18 protein-coding genes and 1 tRNA gene are annotated in these 17,710 nt (G+C 67.0%); 11 read left to right on the top strand and 8 right to left on the bottom strand.

Annotated elements, in window-relative coordinates; all coding sequences use genetic code 11:
* Positions 1 to 12 precede the first annotated feature (12 nt).
* A complete protein-coding gene (locus ACIBO8_RS13615; protein WP_396115449.1) occupies positions 13 to 411 on the top strand; it encodes a hypothetical protein in 399 nt (132 codons plus the stop codon).
* A gap of 9 nt (positions 412 to 420) precedes the next feature.
* On the opposite strand, the gene ACIBO8_RS13610 is transcribed toward ACIBO8_RS13615, so the two are convergent.
* Both ACIBO8_RS13610 and ACIBO8_RS13605 read right to left on the bottom strand, forming a co-directional pair.
* Positions 421 to 1,659 carry an Ig-like domain-containing protein gene (locus ACIBO8_RS13610; RefSeq protein ID WP_396115448.1) on the bottom strand — a complete coding sequence of 413 codons (1,239 nt, stop codon included), beginning with the start codon at positions 1,657 to 1,659 and terminating at the stop codon, positions 421 to 423.
* Positions 1,660 to 1,819: 160 nt separating this feature from the next.
* Positions 1,820 to 3,091 carry an Ig-like domain-containing protein gene (locus ACIBO8_RS13605; RefSeq protein ID WP_396115447.1) on the bottom strand — a complete coding sequence of 424 codons (1,272 nt, stop codon included), beginning with the start codon at positions 3,089 to 3,091 and terminating at the stop codon, positions 1,820 to 1,822.
* Positions 3,092 to 3,247: 156 nt separating this feature from the next.
* On the opposite strand from ACIBO8_RS13605, the gene ACIBO8_RS13600 reads away from it, so the two are divergent.
* Both ACIBO8_RS13600 and ACIBO8_RS13595 read left to right on the top strand, forming a co-directional pair.
* Positions 3,248 to 3,320, top strand: a tRNA-Lys gene (locus ACIBO8_RS13600).
* 467 nt (positions 3,321 to 3,787) lie between these two features.
* A complete protein-coding gene (locus ACIBO8_RS13595; protein ID WP_396115640.1) occupies positions 3,788 to 4,135 on the top strand; it encodes an SAM-dependent methyltransferase in 348 nt (115 codons plus the stop codon).
* Positions 4,136 to 4,429: 294 nt separating this feature from the next.
* Here ACIBO8_RS13595 and ACIBO8_RS13590 read toward each other — a convergent pair whose 3' ends face one another.
* The 3 genes from ACIBO8_RS13590 to ACIBO8_RS13580 are packed head-to-tail and all read right to left on the bottom strand — an operon-like array spanning position 4,430 to position 7,475.
* On the bottom strand, positions 4,430 to 5,599 hold the full coding sequence (locus tag ACIBO8_RS13590; RefSeq protein ID WP_396115446.1) for a S8 family serine peptidase: 1,170 nt from the start codon (positions 5,597 to 5,599) through the stop codon (positions 4,430 to 4,432).
* Entirely contained in the window at positions 5,596 to 7,065 is a 1,470-nt protein-coding gene (locus tag ACIBO8_RS13585) for a hypothetical protein (protein ID WP_396115445.1), read from the bottom strand. The genes ACIBO8_RS13590 and ACIBO8_RS13585 overlap by 4 nt, the downstream gene beginning before the upstream one ends.
* The gene (locus ACIBO8_RS13580) at positions 7,065 to 7,475 is read right to left on the bottom strand and encodes a hypothetical protein (protein ID WP_396115444.1); all 411 of its coding nucleotides are present in this window, start codon (positions 7,473 to 7,475) and stop codon (positions 7,065 to 7,067) included. Before ACIBO8_RS13580 ends, ACIBO8_RS13585 begins: the two co-directional genes overlap by 1 nt.
* 409 nt (positions 7,476 to 7,884) lie before the next feature.
* On the opposite strand from ACIBO8_RS13580, the gene ACIBO8_RS13575 reads away from it, so the two are divergent.
* The 4 genes from ACIBO8_RS13575 to ACIBO8_RS13560 all read left to right on the top strand — a co-directional run bounded on the left by ACIBO8_RS13575 (position 7,885) and on the right by ACIBO8_RS13560 (position 11,684).
* Entirely contained in the window at positions 7,885 to 8,070 is a 186-nt protein-coding gene (locus ACIBO8_RS13575; protein ID WP_396115443.1) for a hypothetical protein, read from the top strand.
* 196 nt (positions 8,071 to 8,266) lie between these two features.
* Positions 8,267 to 8,587: a type VII secretion target gene (locus ACIBO8_RS13570; protein WP_396115442.1), complete on the top strand. Its 321-nt coding sequence runs from the start codon at positions 8,267 to 8,269 to the stop codon at positions 8,585 to 8,587.
* Between the two features lie 200 nt (positions 8,588 to 8,787).
* Positions 8,788 to 11,004, top strand: a complete 2,217-nt coding sequence (locus tag ACIBO8_RS13565; protein ID WP_396115441.1) for a hypothetical protein — start codon at positions 8,788 to 8,790, stop codon at positions 11,002 to 11,004.
* Positions 11,005 to 11,153: 149 nt separating this feature from the next.
* On the top strand, positions 11,154 to 11,684 hold the full coding sequence (locus ACIBO8_RS13560) for a hypothetical protein (protein WP_396115440.1): 531 nt from the start codon (positions 11,154 to 11,156) through the stop codon (positions 11,682 to 11,684).
* Positions 11,685 to 12,231: 547 nt separating this feature from the next.
* Here the strand turns inward: ACIBO8_RS13560 and ACIBO8_RS13555 are convergent.
* Together ACIBO8_RS13555 and ACIBO8_RS13550 are read right to left on the bottom strand one after the other, a co-directional pair.
* Entirely contained in the window at positions 12,232 to 12,663 is a 432-nt protein-coding gene (locus tag ACIBO8_RS13555) for a hypothetical protein (RefSeq protein ID WP_396115439.1), read from the bottom strand.
* Positions 12,664 to 12,979: 316 nt separating this feature from the next.
* A complete protein-coding gene (locus tag ACIBO8_RS13550; RefSeq protein ID WP_396115438.1) occupies positions 12,980 to 13,441 on the bottom strand; it encodes a hypothetical protein in 462 nt (153 codons plus the stop codon).
* 320 nt (positions 13,442 to 13,761) lie between these two features.
* Here ACIBO8_RS13550 and ACIBO8_RS13545 point away from each other — a divergent pair, with 320 nt between their 5' ends.
* On the top strand, positions 13,762 to 14,004 hold the full coding sequence (locus tag ACIBO8_RS13545) for a hypothetical protein (RefSeq protein WP_396115437.1): 243 nt from the start codon (positions 13,762 to 13,764) through the stop codon (positions 14,002 to 14,004).
* A gap of 841 nt (positions 14,005 to 14,845) precedes the next feature.
* Here the strand turns inward: ACIBO8_RS13545 and ACIBO8_RS13540 are convergent.
* Complete coding sequence (locus ACIBO8_RS13540) at positions 14,846 to 15,244, bottom strand: hypothetical protein (RefSeq protein WP_396115436.1); 399 nt, start codon at positions 15,242 to 15,244, stop codon at positions 14,846 to 14,848.
* Positions 15,245 to 15,893: 649 nt separating this feature from the next.
* Between ACIBO8_RS13540 and ACIBO8_RS13535 the strand changes: the two genes are divergently transcribed.
* The 3 genes from ACIBO8_RS13535 to ACIBO8_RS13525 all read left to right on the top strand — a co-directional run bounded on the left by ACIBO8_RS13535 (position 15,894) and on the right by ACIBO8_RS13525 (position 17,474).
* Positions 15,894 to 16,493 carry a hypothetical protein gene (locus ACIBO8_RS13535; RefSeq protein ID WP_396115435.1) on the top strand — a complete coding sequence of 200 codons (600 nt, stop codon included), beginning with the start codon at positions 15,894 to 15,896 and terminating at the stop codon, positions 16,491 to 16,493.
* A gap of 339 nt (positions 16,494 to 16,832) precedes the next feature.
* On the top strand, positions 16,833 to 17,150 hold the full coding sequence (locus ACIBO8_RS13530) for a hypothetical protein (RefSeq protein ID WP_396115434.1): 318 nt from the start codon (positions 16,833 to 16,835) through the stop codon (positions 17,148 to 17,150).
* Positions 17,151 to 17,159: 9 nt separating this feature from the next.
* A complete protein-coding gene (locus ACIBO8_RS13525) occupies positions 17,160 to 17,474 on the top strand; it encodes a hypothetical protein (protein WP_396115433.1) in 315 nt (104 codons plus the stop codon).
* Positions 17,475 to 17,710: the final 236 nt, after the last annotated feature.

Genomic DNA, 17,710 nt, shown 5'->3' with positions numbered 1-17,710 from the left:
TACGGTGAGATGGTGTCGCGACGACTCACCGTAATCAGCTGCGCGGCGGTCCTGGCTCTCGCCGGCTGCTCGGGCAACGGCCCCGCGCTGGTGGCCGCCTCACTCGCCCCATCGCCGGCCTCCCTGGCCCCGGCGGACGAGCCACCCGGCACCATCGCCTGCGGCAGGATCGCGGAGGCTGTCAAGGCCGGCACGCTCATGCAACCCGGCGTGATCACCGGCGTGAACGCGTCCACCGCGACCGCCGACGCCCCGGTCGCGGACGCGGCGGCCCGCCTCCAGCAGGCGTACGAGAAGGCGGTCAAGGCTCAGGGCAGCGACGACGAACCGGACCTGGTGGCCGCGGTCAGCGCCGCCGCGGCCGAGATGGTCTCGGTCTGCACCGACTCCGGGCTGGAGACGGCAGGCTAGGGGCGCCTTTCAGAGGGCGCTGCCCTGCTTGTACTGCTCCCAGCTCATGTTCCAGTCGGTCCAGCCGTTGCCGTTCTGGAGCTTGGCCTCGGTGCCCTTGACCGTGATCGGGTCGCCCATCATCGTGCGGTCGAAGAGCCACTTGCCCATCGCCTCGGAGACGTTGACGCAGCCGTGCGAGACGTTGGAGTGGCCCTGCACGCCCTCCGACCAGCGGGCGGCGTGGATGAACTGACCGCTCCACGTGATCCGCTGCGCGTAGTCGATCTCGGTGCGGTAGCCCTGACCCTTGGGCAGCTCGTCCATCGTGTCGAAGACGGTGTGCCGCTTCTTCTCGATGATGACCATGGTGCCGCTCGACGACGGCGTCGACTTCTTGCCCAGGCTGACCGGGATGCTCTTGATGGTCTTGCCGTCCTGCTTGACGGTCATGTGCTTGGTCTTGTTGTCCACCGTCAGGACGAAGGAGCGGCCGACCTTCAGGTCCACGGTCAGGTCGGAGCGGCCGTACCAGCCGTCACCCATCGGGACGCCGGCGAGCTGAACCTTGTAGAAGATCTTCGTGTTGGGCTTCCAGTAGCTCTTGGGGCGGTAGTGCACCTCGGTGGGGCTGGTCCAGTGCCAGACACCCTCCTGAGCCGGCGTGGCCGTGACGGTCATCCGGCGCTCGACGTCCGCGCGGTACTTCTGCGGGACCGAACGGCCGAACCTGACGATCATCGGCATGCCCACGCCCACGGTCTGCCCGTCGCCCAGGAAGCTCGACACCCGCACCAGCTTCGACGGCTTCTTCATCACCGTGAAGGAGCTCGTGGTGGAGCCACCCTTGTCGCCCGACGGCGTGCCGTTGACGGTCACCGTGTAGGTCTTGCCCCAGCCCAGCGCCACCGCCGGCCGGAAGACCTTCTTGTCCTTGTCGAGGGTGCCCTTGACCTCGTCGCCGTCGGCGTCCTTGACCTCGACGGAGGTGTTGGCCGGGTCCTCGGTCTCGTACTTGATCTCGGTGATGGCCTTGACCCCGGTCGCATTCGCGGCGGGCGACGTGACGGCGACAGTGCTCAGCGTGGGTGCGGGAGAGGGGGAGCCCGACTCGCCGGGCCCGGCCGATCCGCCCTGCCAGCTGGGGGAACCCGACTTGTCGTCACCGCTGCAGCCGGCGCTCAGCAGCACACCCGCGGCCACCAGGGCCACCGCGGCGGTGCGCCACTGGCGTCGCCCGGCCCGGCCGGTCACTCTGCGAAGTCTCATGATCCCTCTCACCGCGCTGTCGTCCCGGCGACCATCATCCGTCATGGATGCCGGAGCTCCAATCCCGGATTCGTGCCGCGAACACCCGTCCCGCCTGGCCAGGCGCCTTCGCGACGGGCGCGGGCCCTTCACTGACGGGTTTCCGACCGCTCGCGGCCCGTCAGTCCTGACCTGCCTGAGCAGCCAGCTCAGCAGGCACCGGAAGAGCACTACCCTTGACGAACTCTTCCCAGCTCACGTCCCACGGCGTCCACCCGTTGCCGTACCTCAGCTCGTCCTCCGTACCCCGAACGGTGATCGGATCACCGATGAGCGTCTTGCCGAACAACCACCGCGCGTTCGAGGGAGAGACGTTGACACATCCGTGTGACACGTTCCGGTGACCCTGAGCACCGACCGACCACGCCGCCGCGTGGATGAACTGGCCGGACCAGGTCAGGCGCTGGGCGTACTCGATCTCGGTCCGGTAACCCCGTTCGGGCCCCAGCTCCGCGATCGTGTCGAAGACGGTCGAGGCCTGCTTGTCCATGACGACCATGGTCCCGCTCGACGAGGGAGTGCTCTTCTTGCCGAGGCTGACGGGAAGCGTCCGTACGGTCTTCCCGTCCTCGATCACGGTCATCTTCTTCGTCCTGTTGTCGACCTTCATGACGAAGCTGCGCCCGATCTTCGCGGTCGCGGCCCGGTCCCGGTCGCCGTACCGTCCCCCGCCGGTCGGCAACCCGCCGACCGCGATGCGAACGGCAAGCTTGGTGCCCGACTGCCAGAACCGAGGGGCGCGGTAGTAGGCCTGGGTGCCGCTCGAGGTCCACGACCAGGTTCCGGGCTGCGCGGGCTCACTCTTGACGAACATCCGCTTCTGTACGGCGGCCCGGTCCTTCTTCTTGATGCCCGGGTTGAACTCGACCACGACGGGCATGGCGACCCCGTACGTGCGGTCGTCGAAGAGGTACAGGCCCGTACCGGTCTCCCGCCCCGGCCTGCCCATGGTGGTGAAGGTGGTGGTCTCGGTCTTCGACTGCCCGGCGTCGCCGACAGCGGTGACCGTGGCCACGTACTTCCGGCTGTTCTTCAGGGTCTTGCCCGGCACCCAGGCGGAACCGTCCTCGCGCAGCTCACCGGGGAGGTCCTTGCCCTTGTCGTCCTTGAGAGAGACGGCCGTCACCTTCCCGCCGGCGACCTTGAGCCCGATCTCGGCGCTGACCGGTACGCCCTTCTTCCCCGTGGCGGGCGTCACGCTCAGCGCGAGGGCCGCACTTCCACCGTTCTGCCCGGCAACCCCGGACCCGGGCGTTGCGGCCGCAGGCGCTCCGGAGGGGCCGGCGGCCTGAGCCGGCTTCTCCCGGCCCTTCCCGCACCCGCCGAGCGCCAGCGGCGCCACCACCACCAGTGCCACAACCGCCAGTAGCGAGCGCCGCCGCATCCCGACCATCCTCTGCCCCGTTCTCACGTTCCGCGCGCACATCCTGCCCTACCGCGGCAACAGAACAGGTCCACCGAGCGGCGGCATGCCGACAGCGATCATGCCGGAGCCCCGATTTCGGGGGCGCCGGAAGGTCGTGTTAATGTTTCTCCCGTCGCCAGGCGAGCGCCGCTAGCTCAATTGGCAGAGCAGCGGACTCTTAATCCGCGGGTTGTAGGTTCAAGTCCTACGCGGCGCACAGGTGATCATGGCCCTGACCAGGTGTTTTACGACTGGTCAGGGTCATTTTCCGTCCGTGGTGGACGCACGCGGGATCCATGCGTGATCCAGCGACGCTGTCATCTGGCGACGCGGGGCAGATTCGCCGCCATGGCGACCCCTAGGTGATCCAGCTCACGTCGCGAAGAGGTCGCTGCGGCTGCCCGGATTCGTCGCTCGCGTGCCCGCTCCCCTCTGGTGCTCCAGTCGTAGTGGTGTGCCTGATCGTGTCGCCCAGGTCGGCAGGCTGCTTCGGCGGTGCCGCCGGGGTTCAACGGCTCCTGGCTCTCCGCCACAGCGTGTAATGGTTGAGGCTCTGCGGGAAATTGCAGACAGCGCGCTTCGCGGCGGCACCGAACGGTGAGTGCTCATGGCTGAGGACTCCGTACATCGACGGCGACCTCAGACACCCGGGGACGATCCTTACGACCCCCTCCTCAAGGCCAGCTGGACCTCACCCAACCGGTCGCGTTGCGGCTCGTCGCCGTGCTGCACTTCCTCACCGGCCACGATGACCCCTACGTCGTGGTGACCCGCCTGCTCGACCGGCTCGCCCCTGGTAGCTACCTCGTCGTGTCCCACGCCACCCTCGAACTCCTGCCCCCGGAAGCAGCCGCCGCGCTCGCGGGCGGCGACGTGCCCGGCCGCGGCGACTTCACCAGCCGCACATACCAGCAAGTTGCACGCTTTCGACGGCCTCGACCTGGAGCCCGCGAGCACTCCACCCGCGCCGGGGCAAGTGGCGGCGTATGCCGGCATCGCCCGCAAGCGCTGTCCGGCTCGGACGATTCGTGAATCTCGACGGACAACCGATCATTGCGGCCGCGGTAGCTACGACCCTGTCATCGAAGGGCTCATGCACCTCAAACTCGCCGACATCCCGCTGTCCGCCATCTGCGTCCACATGCCGCAGAGAAGTCCGGCGGGCGCAAATGCGCCCGGCGGCGCCACCTGGGCACCGTCTCGCCCGTCCTATGGCGGCGCCTGATGGGCTGCCCGGCCTTCGATCATGCCCCGGGTGATACGCGCTTACCGAGCTAACCAAGGCCGACCCGACCGTACGTCTCGCCGAATTGCAGCAGCGTGGTGTCAGCTTCTGCGGGTTTTACGGTTGCGGATGATCAGCCAGGTGGGCAAGCCGACGATCAGAAGGATCACCGCGATAAGGACGGCGACGACAGTGCTGATGGCCACCCAGTTCGTCGAGGCGGTCGTCGTAGTGGACGGGGCTGCTTGACGGTCAGCCTCCGATGGTGGTTCCCCGACGGAGGCTGCGGGGTCACTTGCGGCCGTGGAAGGCTGCCCGGTGGTGGCAGGCACGTCGGCGGTGAGCGCGGCGGTGAGGTTGAGCGCGCCGTAGCCGTAGTCGTTGTCCCGGCCAGGGGCGCCCTTGTCGGTGGCGGTGGCGGTAAGCCGGTGCACGACCTCGGCGGCGGACAGGTCCGGGTACTCGGCCCGGATCAGAGCCGCGGCCCCAGCGACGATCGCGGTGGCGTCGCTTGTTCCATTGGCTTTGCGGTATTCGCCGGTGTTGCCGGTGGACACGATGTCGACGCCAGGCGCGACCATGGCCATCTCCGGACCGGTGACCGTGATAGGGGCTACCTTGCCGTCACGTCCAGTTGCACCGACCGCGACGACGCCCGGGTATTTGGCCGGGTATTGCAGGAAAACGTCACCCGGGCGGTTACCGGCACCGGCAACGAGCACGATATCCGCATCGATCGCCTGTTGGATCGCGCTTCGCAGGTGGTCGTTGGGTGTCGCGGTGAAAGACATGGAGATGACATCGGCATGCTGGCGAACGGCGGCGACGATCGCATCGGGAACTTTCTCGCTGGGCAGATCGTCGTCATTGAGAGCGCGGATGGGCAGAACCTTGGCTTTCGGAGCGATGCCCATGACACCGTCCGCGTGGCCTCCGCCGTGACCGTGCCCGGCGATGAGGCCGGCCATGGAGGTGCCGTGTCCATCAGTGTCCACCCATCCTTTGGTCCCCGCTGACCGGAAGTCGATGCCAGGAAGGATGTTGCCGGCAAGGTCGCGATGATCGGCGCGGACGCCGGTGTCGATGACGGCGACGGTGACACCGGCACCTTGGGTGATCTTGTGGGCCGCAGTGACCTGCAACGCGTCGAGGTGCCACTGGCGCTCGCGGATCGAATCCGCCAGCGCCGGTGACGCACCGATCAATGCCAGTAAGACGCCGCCAGCCGCCGCAGCGGCCAGGCGGGTGTGGCGGTGTGGGGGTGGGCTCACCGGTGGAGTCCGATGATGCCGGGTCCGGGATCGATGCGGTCGCCCGAGTGATCGGGCGCGATCACCGGGTCGACGCCCTCCGCGGTTTCCCAAGGATTGTCGGGGTCCCAGCGCTGACCGCCATCGGGACTGCCGCCGGGCCGACGGCGGCCGCCCGGGGCCGTGGCTACTCCAGCGTTCGCAGCGGTGCCGCGGACGGATCCACGACCGGCGCCGGCGACCGCGGGCCCGTGCTGCTGGCCGATGACGCCGCCCACCGGGTTGATCCTCGACTGGGCCCCGGCACGCAGCTGCATGCCGCCCCCGCCGGGTAGGCCGCCTGCGCCAGGGAGACCGCCTGTGCCGGGGACGCCGCCGATGACACCGTTGCGCAGGCCACCGATCGCGCCACCCGGGCCCCGCAGCGCTGCGGGCCGCCCAGCCGGGACACCACTAGTAATCCGGTTGTTAGGCCCGACCGGGCCAAGACCTCCTGCCGGCAGTCCACCACCAGCGCCGGGCAGCACACCGGGTAGCAGCCCCGGCACAGGGACCCCAGGACCCGCGGGCGGCACGGGCACAGGTCCGGCCCCTGTGGCCGGCAGTGGCTGGACCGGCGTGGGCAGCACCGGCGGGGCACCGATACCCGACAGGGCGGGGCCGCTCCCCGATGCACCCGACGGGCTCGAGTGCAGACCGGGGACCGGGGACGGCACGGCCCCGCCGCCAAGGTGGCCACCAGATGCAGAGGTGCCGTCGGATGCGGCACCGCCGGGGGAAGTACGAGTGTGCGCTGGCGGGTCGATGCGCGGCGGCCGGACAGCCCCACCAGACGACCTACGGCCGCCACCACCGCCGATATTCTGTGCGTCGTCCTCGATGCCGGGTGTCACGGTCGGCGGTTCGTACGGCGGCGGGGGCTGGATCCGGGTGGCGCCGTCCTGCGCGGCACCGGCCAGCGACGTCATCTCCTGCTGCACCCGGCGGGTGAGCTCGTCCTGACGCCCGTCAGCGACCGGCGGGGACGAGAAGAGCCGCTTCGCGCCCTCGGCGATCGTCTTACCGCCCGGGATGATCGAGGCGCCGTCACCGAACTCGTCGACGTCCTTCTCGTACTGGGCCAGGGCACCCTCGTTGGCGACGTACTCCTCGTACAGCGGCTTCAGGGTCTCGTGAGACTGAACGATGGCGTCGCTGACCAGATTGATGTGCGCCACGTTCACCGCGCAGTTGAGAGCGGTGGCGTCGACCGCGGTGATCAGGCGGTCCAGCTCGACGAGGTAGGCGGCCGCGGCCGCGTTGGTCTCCGGCGGCCACCGATCCGCGAGCTGGGCCCGCGCCTGCTTCAAGGCCTGGCCGTGCCCGTTGAGCATCTGCTGGGCCTTGTTCAACGCGTCGGCCTGAGCCCGGCTCGGCTGCAGCGACGACCGCGCCGCGTCGACCATGCTCCACAACTGCTTGACGTCGAACCCGCTGTAGTCGCCCATCACTGCTGCCCGGCGGGGATCGTCGAGGCCAGCGGGCCCAGATACTCCTGCGGCGGCGGCACCATGATCTTGTTCACGTCCTCGACCCGGGCCTTCGAGAAGGCATCCGCGTCGCCGTAATCCTTGGCGATCTGTTCGGCCGCGCTCGTGACCGCCTGGGTGCCCTTGTCGAGGTTGAACAACGCGTCACTGGTGCCCTGCAGGCCGGCGTGCAGCGAGTCCTGCAGGCGGATCCAGGCATCTCCAGCAATCGACGCGCCGAGCGTCGCGCCGGGCTGCACGGCATCGTGCACCTTCGGCACCTGCAACCGGAAGCTGTCCTCCAACTCGCTGCGCAAACCAGCGGCGACCTGCTTCAAGCCGTCGATCTCCACCGCGATCTGCTGCATCACCGCATCAACCGGCAACATCGCAAAACCCCTCCCCGCAGGCGTATCGCGCAATCTTCGCCGGCCACTGTACCGAACCGGAAAACCACCGCCAGGACGCCAAGATCAAATACCACCCCGCGTGGCGGTCCACGTCACCGATCCTGCCCACCCGTACAGGAGAGCCATGTTTGCCGCACGAGCATGACTACACAAGCAAGCGACGCGGCCCGCTCGAGGCCAGCTCCGGTCCCATAGATAGCAGGCTGCATGGCGAGTGCGACGGGTTGGCGCATCACCGCAGTGGAGCCGCCCCCGTCTTTTCGGGCCATGCACGAGAGCGCCGCGGCTCCACTGCCCCATACGCTGCCGCGACGACAGGCAACGCGGCTATCGCCGTTGATGTGGCGACATCTTCGCCCAGTCGACAGCTCGGAAGGCGGGGTTGAGCATGCGTTTGCAGCATCGCGCGGGCGTCGTCTTCGCGCTCGAGGAAGTGGGCTACCTCGGTGCCGTCGGCGCCGCCTCGGCGGCCGCGGACCTGCCCGCCGGTGAGCCCGAGACGGTCGACGCACGGATGGCCGGTCCCCGCGTACCCCCGAAATCCCCACCAAGCGTTAGCATCAGCGGCAAGTAATGATCATCGCGCTGGAGTGTTTGTGCAGCTTAGAGTCAGGGCTTGACCGTCAGCGACGAACGGGCCTCGTAGCGCACCGTAACAGCGAGCTGTCGGGTCAGTTATCGCCTGCCCGGGCAACACCGCGACCAAGAAGCCGATGCATGATGTCCGGCTGGTCGCTCCGGTAGGGCCCGGGTTCGCAGTCGGACGGGGGGTGCTGGTGCAAGCGGGGGATTTCGAGGTTGATGTCGAGGCGTTGCGCGGTATCAGTAGGAACGTGGCGGGAGTCGCCGAGGCGTTGCGGGAGGCGGTAAGGGCGGCCGGCTACGGGCTAGCGCCCGCGGGGCCGTCGGGTTCTTCAGCCGCTGCTGCGGCGCGGGCCGCGGAAAAGGTGTGGCTTGCCGATTTGCGGCGGCTTACCGGTGAAGTCGATGAATGCGGCAAGAGTCTGGTTACCGCGGCGCAGAATTATCGGGCCTCTGACGAGGCGAATGCTCATGGGGTGCGGCGCAGCGGGGCGGGGCTGGGCCGGTGAGTGCTATGACGTTGCAGGATGTGCTCGGGTTCGATGAGGGGCCGTGGCATTCCGCGGCCGATGCATGGCATCGGCTGGCCCAGGGTGTTGATGACGCTTCGAATGAGTTGATCAGTGGTACCCGTGATCTGGGTGAGGCGTGGTCGCGTGGCCCCGGCTCAGCCGCCGCTGCGGAGAAGGTCGCCAGCCTGAGGGGTGAGGTGACTAACACGTATCTGCCGGCGAAGGGTATGGGCGACGCATTCGACGAGCATGCGTACGCGATGGTCGCGCTGCGGAACCTGGCTGAGGGGATTGTCGCGTCGGCGCGGCAGGCCGGGTACACCGTGGATGTCGCGGCCGGCACGATTACCGCGCCCGCGTCCGCGTACATGGGTGGCAACCTGGATCAGACCGGGCGGGAGACCGGCGAGCTGCTCAACGAGCTGCGGACGGTCGTCGAGCGGGCGCAGGCGCAGGACGAGGCGACGGCCACCGTCATCAACGGCAATGTACCGTCGGTTCAGTACGGTTTCGGGGCCGCCCCACCGGACAAGATCGCCCGGGCTGAGGAGCTGGCGAAGAAGATCAAGGATCCGACGTACCAGCCGACTACCGCAGAGCTTGACGAGCTGCGGGACCTAGTCAAGGCGTACGGCAAGGACAAGATCTTCGCCTATAAGTTCCTCAACGACCCCGGGCCTAAGGGTCTGCTGGAGCTCAGCGGCACGCTGGCCACCTTGCAGCTCGACTACCCCGGCAAAGATGCCGACGGCATGCTATTCAACCGCCACATCGCCGACGACGTACGGGATCTGCAGAGCGATCTCGGCGCGCTGCTGGGCACCGCGACCCACGCGACCGGCACCAAATCAGGCCCGCACGGCGAGCAGTACGTGCCCGGCGAGTACGAGTTGTCGAGCCAGTGGGTGTCCGACCTCATGGTCGCCGGGCGCAGCAAGATGGACATCGGTGACCCCTCCAGCCCGGCGCGGCACGTGGAGGGCGTCTACGGCTACCAATTGCTAGGCCCGCTGCTGCACAACGGCGACTACGACGCCCAATTCCTGTCCACCGTGGGCGGCGACATCACCGACTTCGAGATGTCACAGGGCAAGAACAGCGCCCTATGGACCGAGGCGCGTGGCGAGAACCTGCGCCTGGACTGGACCCAGGGCCACGATGACAACACCGTGCCGGCCGGCTACGACCCGATGAACGGGCTGATGGATGCCCTGTCGCGCAATGGAGACGCCACCCGAGACCTGCTCACGGGCGTCACCAGCTACACCGGCGACGGCCCCGACGGCGGTCGGCTGCCCCGGCTCGACTACCTGCTCACCGACCGCAACTGGAGCGCGACCGCGGACGTCCCCGGCGGGCCGGGCTGGACGGTGGAGCTCATGGAGCACGGCGGGGACTACAAGAACGGCGCTCTCGACAAGTTCGGCGTCGCTCTCGAACACGCCACGACCGACCACCCCGGGCCGGACGCGCGACGCATCGTCGAGTCGATCATCTACGAGAGCAACGTCGACGAGCAGGCCATGGGCTACGCCAACGGCGAAACCCCGGGCCACGGCAAGACCGGTGACTTCGCGACCACCGATGTGATCAGACCGCAGCTTCGCGGCTCGATGGGCAACATCATGTCGGCGTACATCGGCGACGTGAACCTCAACATCGCCGACGGGCACCCCGTACCCGACCAGCACGTCAACGTCGACCGTAACCATCTGGTGCGATTCCTGGCCGACCTCGGCAAGGACCCCGGTGCGCACGACACGATCGCCAAGGCCGAAGCGGCCTACGCCACGGGCCAATACAGCGACATCCTGTCCGGCAAGCAAAACCCGCACGACGACCTCAGCGGTAACCTCCGTGCGATGGAGAACGTCGCCCACCGCCACGGCAGCGTGCTGGGCGCTCTCGACTTCGGGGCGTCCGAGACCCACCACGCGACCAGCGCCGAGCTGGACGAGAAGTACAACCAGGGCGTCGAAGACCGGTACAAGATCGTCGGTCGTGTGGTCGATGAGGTCATGGGAAAGGCGACCGGGAGGATTCCGGTACCCGTGGTCGGCGACCTGGCCAACGAGTTCGTCAGCGACCTGATGACCAAGGCCGAGGAACAGGCGAAGGTCGACAACCACGGCCAGGCGACCTACGAGGTCGGGGCCATGCTCGGCGCCGGCCGCACTACCACGGTCGACCTCACCGAGATGGCCCTCTACCACAGCGGCAAACTCGACAACTTGCCGGACAACTTCACCGGAGACGACGGCCTGAAGCCGGTGAGCCAGTGGACCGACAAGGAGTATCAGGACTGGCAGGCTTACAAACTTGGGCCTGGGCAGAGCACGGTGGGTAACGCGGCCACCCACGCTGGAGAGGCCTATCAGAACGGCTACGAGTGGGCGGGAGACATCCTCAAGTGAGAACCCATGCAGACTCGCCGTGCCTGAAGATGCTCGCTGTACCCGTCGTCGCCGTGACGGTGGGTCTTGCTACGGCGAGTTGCACCGACGACCAGCCCGTGGACAAGACCCCACCCTCAGCCACCTCGAGCGGCCCCGCCGAACCTTCCATGACCTTCGACGAAGCTTATCGGCGAGTGCCGATGGACGGCACCAAGGATGTGCCGATCACCTGGGATCTGGCGGGGGCGCCAGTCGCCGACGAGGTCCTCGCTGCTCGGCGGAGCCTGGCGTTCATGTACTGGGAGGGGCAGGCGACCGACTGGACACCGATCATTCCGATCGGACGGTTCCTCTACACCGACGAATTCTACGAGAAGGTTCTAGCGCCGTTCGCGAACTCCTCGTCCGTCGACAACCCATTGGTCGGTCCGATCTGGGTCAAATTCATGGGCGTCGAGAAGAACGGCCCGGATCAGGCAACCGTGACGTTCTGCACAGACCACGGCTACTGGCGCCACGCCAAGGACAACCCTCAGGTCCGCAAAGACCGGGCAAACCTCGAGTCGTACGTGATGAAGAACGTCGAGACCGGCGACGGTGAACATCATTGGCGCGCCGATAGGCGAATCGACAACGATGGGAGCCGCGAGGCGCAGTACGGCGAGCAATGCGAGCAGTGGGCCCAGCACAAACGCTGACGAAACACCTGCATTGATGCAGAGATGGATGACGCCGGCCATAGCCGGGCGATGCTCTTGTTAAGGGTCGTATCGTCGGCGGCGTCGTCGAGTTCGTGGGCAGCTCGCTGTCCCAGGCGAGGGTCTGCCCCCCGGGGTGGTGATTATGTTCCCGGCGGCGTCGTAGGTGAATGACGTCGTCGTCGGGGGGTGGTTTTGCCCGGTTCGGGGTGTCGGGGAGAAACAGCAGGTTGCGGTTCATCTCCCAGTCGTAGATGCGGCTGGAGACCGTGCCGGTCGAGGTTTCGGACTTGACCTTGACCTCATGTACGCGGCGGATGCCGTGCTCGTAAGCGACCGATTCTTCGGCGTAGACCCCACCGGCGATCTTCAAGGTGCTGACGGTCGGCTCACCAAAGCGCTGTACTACTGGCGGCCACGGCGGCTGCCGTTCGGGTGGGCATGGTCTCGCGCGGCAGCAACTTAGCGGCGTGCACCGGGGCGGAAGGGTCAGCGGCGAGCTCCCGCCCCCGAGATCGACCTCCGGATTTAAGGGTCCGTTTGGCGGTCAGCTGCCAGTCCATTCTCGAGCGTCCGCCGCCCTCATGAGATCCACGACTTTCTCCGGTGTCATGTGGGGCACCAGCAGCCTCACGTACCGGGCGTGCAATTCGAGCGTGTGTCGTAGGCCGCTCAGCGTGGCCGCTTTTGACGTGACATGGTTCGGTGCGCCAAGGCCAGCTGCTGCCACCAGGTTTTGAAGGGGCGCGTCAAGCGTCTTGGTCTCGAGTTCGACTTCTACGCTCGTGTCGACGACCTTCTCGCGGGTATCCAGCATGATCTCGTAACGATTACCTCGGCCGGTGAAGGTGATCGCTGATATTACCAGGTTGGATCGTTCCGGGCCATTCAACCCGAATTCGCTAGCAAGGAAGGCGAACGCGTCGGAAGCTTCGTCCCAGAACGCATCCACGACCGCGGAGAAACCCTTCTTGCCCAAAATGACTCCAGTTGAATATCGATGTGGTGAAGTTGCGAGCCTGCCCGGTTGACCCTAGGGATTTCGTCCGGGTGTCACAAGCCAGGAATTTCCGTTCCTTATCCAACTATAACCCTTATCTTGAAGGTATTTCAGTTCTCGTTGGAAGCCGTTTCCTTGTTCGTAAAGTGGCATGTCGGGGCTAGTGACGAGGCGGACGGTCCCTCCGCGCGCAAGCGCGTCATCAATGAAGCGCTTGTTTCGCGTCCAGCTGCCATGCCGGTGGCGTTCGCTGCACGGCATCAGCCGCGAACCGGCCCGACGGAGTCCTCCATGATCAGATGCTCGACACCAATTCGTGCTGCTTGCTGAGGTAGCCGCGGAGTACGCCCGCGTCGACGGGCTTGGGCTGACGGTCGATGACGATGGAGACCACGTCACCCACGGTCAACATGCCGGCCGTGAAGACAGGCTCACCTTTCTTGGCGTCGGTGCGGACCACGTCCCGAATGCCCGTAATCCCGTTCATGTCCGACGCTGGCACCTCACGCGCGTCGTTCTCCGCGGCGTACTGGGCCATGAACGCCTGCGCCGCGGTGTCCGACCGGAACATGAGCACCGCGACAACCACCCTGCCGCCGCGCTGATCGGTGAACGCCCGCCCCTTTCCCTCGTAGAACTCCTGCGTGACTTTCTCACCCACCTCTGACTCGGCGAACATCGCCGTCGCGTCACCGACCGAGACCACGAAGTCGGATGGCCCCTCTTGCGGTTGCTCGGCGCCGCTCGGCCGGAGCATCAGGTACTTCTCGAGGTGCCGAGCGTCGTGAACCAAGTACGGCGGTCCGGCAAGGCTCTCCGGCGAGGCAGCCCCCCAACATGCGGACACGCTCAACACCGCTCCGACGGATAGAAGAACGGCCAGGAGCCGACGACCGCACACCGGTCGCTCACCCCACCCGGCTGCGAAGAGGCGGGCAATGCCCGAACCACCGACTCCACCACGCCTGCCGCGAGAACGACTGCCCCCGTCATTGACACCCATGAAATCATGCTGCCCAATTACCACCACGACGGCAACGACGGGGCCGGCCGCAGCGTCAGACCGGACTTGAACAGGTGGGGCCCCGGTACGACCCGGCGCCGTCAGCGGCCGTCGCCCGGCTGGTCGCGGGTGAACCCGCCCGCGGCCAGCGCGGCGGTGAACGCGGTCAGGAGGCCTCGGCCGTGGCCGTACGGTCACGTTCCCGCCCGAGAGCGGGCGCGCGCGTCGTCGAGCTGGCGATGCAAAGCGGCGGCGCGGTCTTCGGCGTCGGCCGCGTCCTGCTCGGCCTGGCGCTGCCCGCCGGCCGAGCGCGGTGATCGCCTCGATCGCCCGGTCGCGCTCCTCCCTTACCGCGGTGAGCTGCTCGGCGGCCTCGGCCGCGGCCCGCTCGGCCCGGGCGGTCAGCTCGCCCAGGGCGCGCTGGCGGTCGGCGGCCTCGTGTTCGGCGGCCTGCGCCCGGGTGCCGGCGTCGGCCAGCTCCTGCCGGACGCCGGCGAGTTCCGCGCGCAGCCCGTCCGCAGTCTCGCGGCTGGTACGGGCGTCCTGCTCGGCCGCCTCGCAAGCTGGCTGGCGTCCCGGGCCTGTTGGCGGGCTGGTCCTCTGCGAGCTCTGCGGCCGCCGGACCGAATCGCAATGGGCTCACGGCCACCCCGCTATCGGTGCCGGCACGGCCTGCGCAGCGCACGTCCCGCGGACAGCTCGCAGCTGTTGTATCTCCGCGAATACCGCCTACTGCGGTCAGTGGCCGCGCAACTCGCCCGGCACACCGGCCACGCCCAAACCTTCTGGCAGCCCGTCGAGATCGCCGAGTACCTCCGCGCCCACCACCTGAGCATCCGCGTGGGCGGGGGATGACGTCATCCTTGAAGCACCTGTGCCCGCACCCGACCCGCGCATACGTAGCGCGACATCAACGAAACCAGACAAGAATGCGACGTCCGGAGCAATTTCGAAACGCCGCATCATTCGGAGATTCGTCGCGGGAACAGCCTTATGACGCCCGTAGGGGTTTACGCGCCCGAACCGACACGGCGGACACGCCCACGGTGATCGCGTACCGGGAGTTGATGTGTCGCACATGATGGTCTGTGCCTGAGCGCGCCGAGTCCGGATCAGGTCCTCGGCGGCCGGACGACGCCGACCGGGTTCCGTACTACGTCAGGCGGGGCCCTGCTCCTCCGAGCCATCGTCCACCAGACCACATATGAAGGCGATGTCGCCGGACCGGATCATTTCCGTAACCGCCTCCATCATCGCCGGCACGCCGGGCCGGGGGACGATGACCTGATCCGAGCACCAAAAGTACCGGCCACCGCCCGTCTCCCCAGTCCGGGCGTCTTTACGCAGAAGCGAGTTGATCGCCTCGGTAGTGAAGAAGGTCGCGTACCGGTGGGTGCCATCAGGCAAGTAGATGTGCGCGTCGACGTTGTCCACCGTGTCGAGCGCGTCCTCGCCGCCGAGCATGAACTGGACCACCACACCGTCTCGCTCCTCAACGTGCCCAAACATGGCAATCGGATCTCGGCCGCCCACCGTTGATGCACCGTAGCCTGTCACGATCTCCACACTATGGCGCGGCGAGGTGCGTGGGAGGCGTGGTTGCCTCCCACGCACGAGTCGTTTATCGGTGATCGCCGGTGAAGGGAGTCATGATGGAGACCTCCTGCAGCCGTGTGACGTCGACCGTCGGAGTGAGGTCCACGGCGCTTTCGCCGGTGGGTTTGGTGCTGGCTGCTTTCCCGATGGTGACGGCTCCGGCTTTGTCATGCTGCTGCGCCGGATCGGGCACGAGAATCCGGTTGCCGTTGTTGACCTCGCCATCTTGGCCAGTATCGATGTGTTCGAACCGCAGTTTCGTCCCGGTACCTCGTACGGTGCCCGCTGGCCCGTTCGCCAGGCTGAGGCCTATGACGCAGCGGAATCTTGCTGCGTGCGTCGCTGGAGCGAGTCCGGGCGTCGCGGGTCGACGAGTTCAGCAAATTCGAGCGCTACCTCGGCCAGGTCGGTGAGGCGTTGACGGCCACCGCGAACAACTACCTGTCGGGGTACTTGCTGTATTGCAGAAATAGGTACGGAAGATCTCGCAGAGATCCACTCATGATCTGCAGGTGGCCACGTGCATCATGGCCGCGCGATTGAGTTGACCTTGCGCGCAGAGTAGCGATGTCGCCGCCATGACGATCAAGGCGGGTGAAACGATGGAGCGATGCTTTGGCCCGTCCTCCTCGACACCGCTCCTCGCGAAACCCTGTGGGCACTGAGTGAACGGGTCTCGACCCGCCTCAGATGGCTCGACGACCCCGATCTCCCCGACGATCTGGTGCTGCACCGGGTCGTTGTGCGGGCCAGCACGTTGCTCGATTTCGACGGGCACCCCTGGGCGCAACTTGTCGAGGCCGGGGATCTGCGCGCGATCCGGGGCGGCGATCATCGGGCCGGTGACGTCACGCTCGACGGATGTCTGGGCTTTGACGCCTCCCTGGGGGTCCTCGGTGACTTACCCGTCACGGTAGGCGTCGTCCGGCGGGTTCGGGTCGTGCATGATCTACACGATCGCGGCACCAGCGAGTGGATCCGACGGCCCGGAGCGGTGCGCTTGACCGACGTTCCTGATGCCTGCCCCACACGCCTGCGCGACGAACCGTCATTCGACGGCGAACCGGTGCCGTACGACTGGGAACCCGAGCCCGGCACCATGCAGTTCATGAGCCCCGAGGAGTACTTCCAGTTGGCCCGGGACCGGCTGCCGGCAGAGCAGTGGCAGGCCCGTGGCTTCCTCGTCGACCTGGACGTCACCGGGCCTTAGCCCCGCTGATCCGGATCCCGAACGGCGAGGTCTGTCCCGGACGAGGGCCAACCCTGACCATGCGTGCCTCGCTGGCGTGAGATTGATCGGCGCGGGTTCCACCGGCACACGGACGTCGCTGGCCAGGAAGGGCCGTTCCGTCCTCCCGCCGATACGTCCTGGAGCGGGTATCTCAGGCGTCGTCGAGAGAGACAGAAACACACCGATCTGGGCGGCGGCCCTCTGGACGGGTTCCCCCGTTCGGGGGGACTGGTCGGCTGGGTCGACGGATGCAAAAGCGCTGGTCATCCGTTTATCGTCGGCGCTTTGCGAACGACGAGCGGGTTGCGAGGAGGGCTCATGGCTGTTTACCAGCTCATGCTGCTGGCCCTCGCGGTCCTCTCTACCTCCGTGATCGTCTACGGGCTTTGGCAGATGGCCCGCGGACGCCGCGCGCAGCGTCGCGGTCAGTCGGGCGTCCTCCTGGCGGACGGTGCGGCCCGGATCCTGAGCGGCGCTTTCGGGTGGATGATCATCTCGATGATGACCGGGGCTGCCTATCGTCTTGGAGATGCTGGCGCACTCGCGGCGCTCATTTTCGGCCTGACGCTCCTCGGACTTTCGGGGTTCATCCGCCTTCGATGGGGACAACGAGGCGCCTCGTCCGAGGGCTCATAGGCTCGGGTCATGGGTGTGCAGGCATTGATTGGGGGGTTGGTCGGGCTGGCCTTCGTCGGCTGGGGTGCCCGCGTCCTCGTACGTGGCGATGCACCCACGATCAAGTCCACCGGACGGGTCTGGCACAGCGTGTTCGCGGCTGCCGCGTTTTGGTTCCTACTGGGGCTGGCTTGCTTGGTGACCCCCTTTGTCTGGATCGGGCATGCCGCCGGCTGGATGGGGTCCGATGCCAGCTTCTGGGTCCTTCAGACATCAGGCCTGCTGGCCCTCCTCGCCGTTACCTGGTTCAGGCCCCGCAAGGCACCGGATCTACCCAGACGGTAGACGGGAACGCCGCCTCATGGCCGGCGGAGGCAGGATCTTTGGCGTCGTCGAGGGAACCGGAAACACGCCGAGCGACCTGCCTGGCCGACCGCGTCCGCTGCAGACCGCGGTCACATTTCCCATTCACTCACTGTGTTCAGTGACTTTGTCTGTGACCCTGGAGGCGTGAGGCTGATCCAGCCTCCTTCGAAACTACGTCGGAATCACTAACGGGCACCTGGCGGCAACCGGGCGTC

Origin of the sequence: Actinoplanes sp. NPDC049681, from assembly GCF_044465265.1 — a bacterium.
In the GTDB taxonomy this organism is placed as follows: Bacteria; Actinomycetota; Actinomycetes; order Mycobacteriales; family Micromonosporaceae; genus Actinoplanes.
The sequence above is the reverse complement of the archived record's forward strand: the minus strand, read 5'-3'. Positions and strand labels throughout refer to the sequence as shown.

Excerpts from the sequence above, each read along its gene's own strand:
- ACIBO8_RS13605 (WP_396115447.1), bottom strand. The coding sequence starts at position 3,091 with ATGGTCGGGATGCGGCGGCGCTCGCTACTGGCGGTTGTGGCACTGGTG.
- ACIBO8_RS13550 (WP_396115438.1), bottom strand. The coding sequence starts at position 13,441 with ATGCTCCGGCCGAGCGGCGCCGAGCAACCGCAAGAGGGGCCATCCGAC.
- ACIBO8_RS13535 (WP_396115435.1), top strand. The coding sequence starts at position 15,894 with ATGCTTTGGCCCGTCCTCCTCGACACCGCTCCTCGCGAAACCCTGTGG.
- ACIBO8_RS13580 (WP_396115444.1), bottom strand. The coding sequence starts at position 7,475 with ATGTTGCCGGTTGATGCGGTGATGCAGCAGATCGCGGTGGAGATCGAC.
- ACIBO8_RS13560 (WP_396115440.1), top strand. The coding sequence starts at position 11,154 with ATGACCTTCGACGAAGCTTATCGGCGAGTGCCGATGGACGGCACCAAG.
- ACIBO8_RS13610 (WP_396115448.1), bottom strand. The coding sequence starts at position 1,659 with ATGAGACTTCGCAGAGTGACCGGCCGGGCCGGGCGACGCCAGTGGCGC.
- ACIBO8_RS13530 (WP_396115434.1), top strand. The coding sequence starts at position 16,833 with ATGGCTGTTTACCAGCTCATGCTGCTGGCCCTCGCGGTCCTCTCTACC.
- ACIBO8_RS13585 (WP_396115445.1), bottom strand. The coding sequence starts at position 7,065 with ATGGGCGACTACAGCGGGTTCGACGTCAAGCAGTTGTGGAGCATGGTC.
- ACIBO8_RS13525 (WP_396115433.1), top strand. The coding sequence starts at position 17,160 with ATGGGTGTGCAGGCATTGATTGGGGGGTTGGTCGGGCTGGCCTTCGTC.
- ACIBO8_RS13575 (WP_396115443.1), top strand. The coding sequence starts at position 7,885 with ATGCGTTTGCAGCATCGCGCGGGCGTCGTCTTCGCGCTCGAGGAAGTG.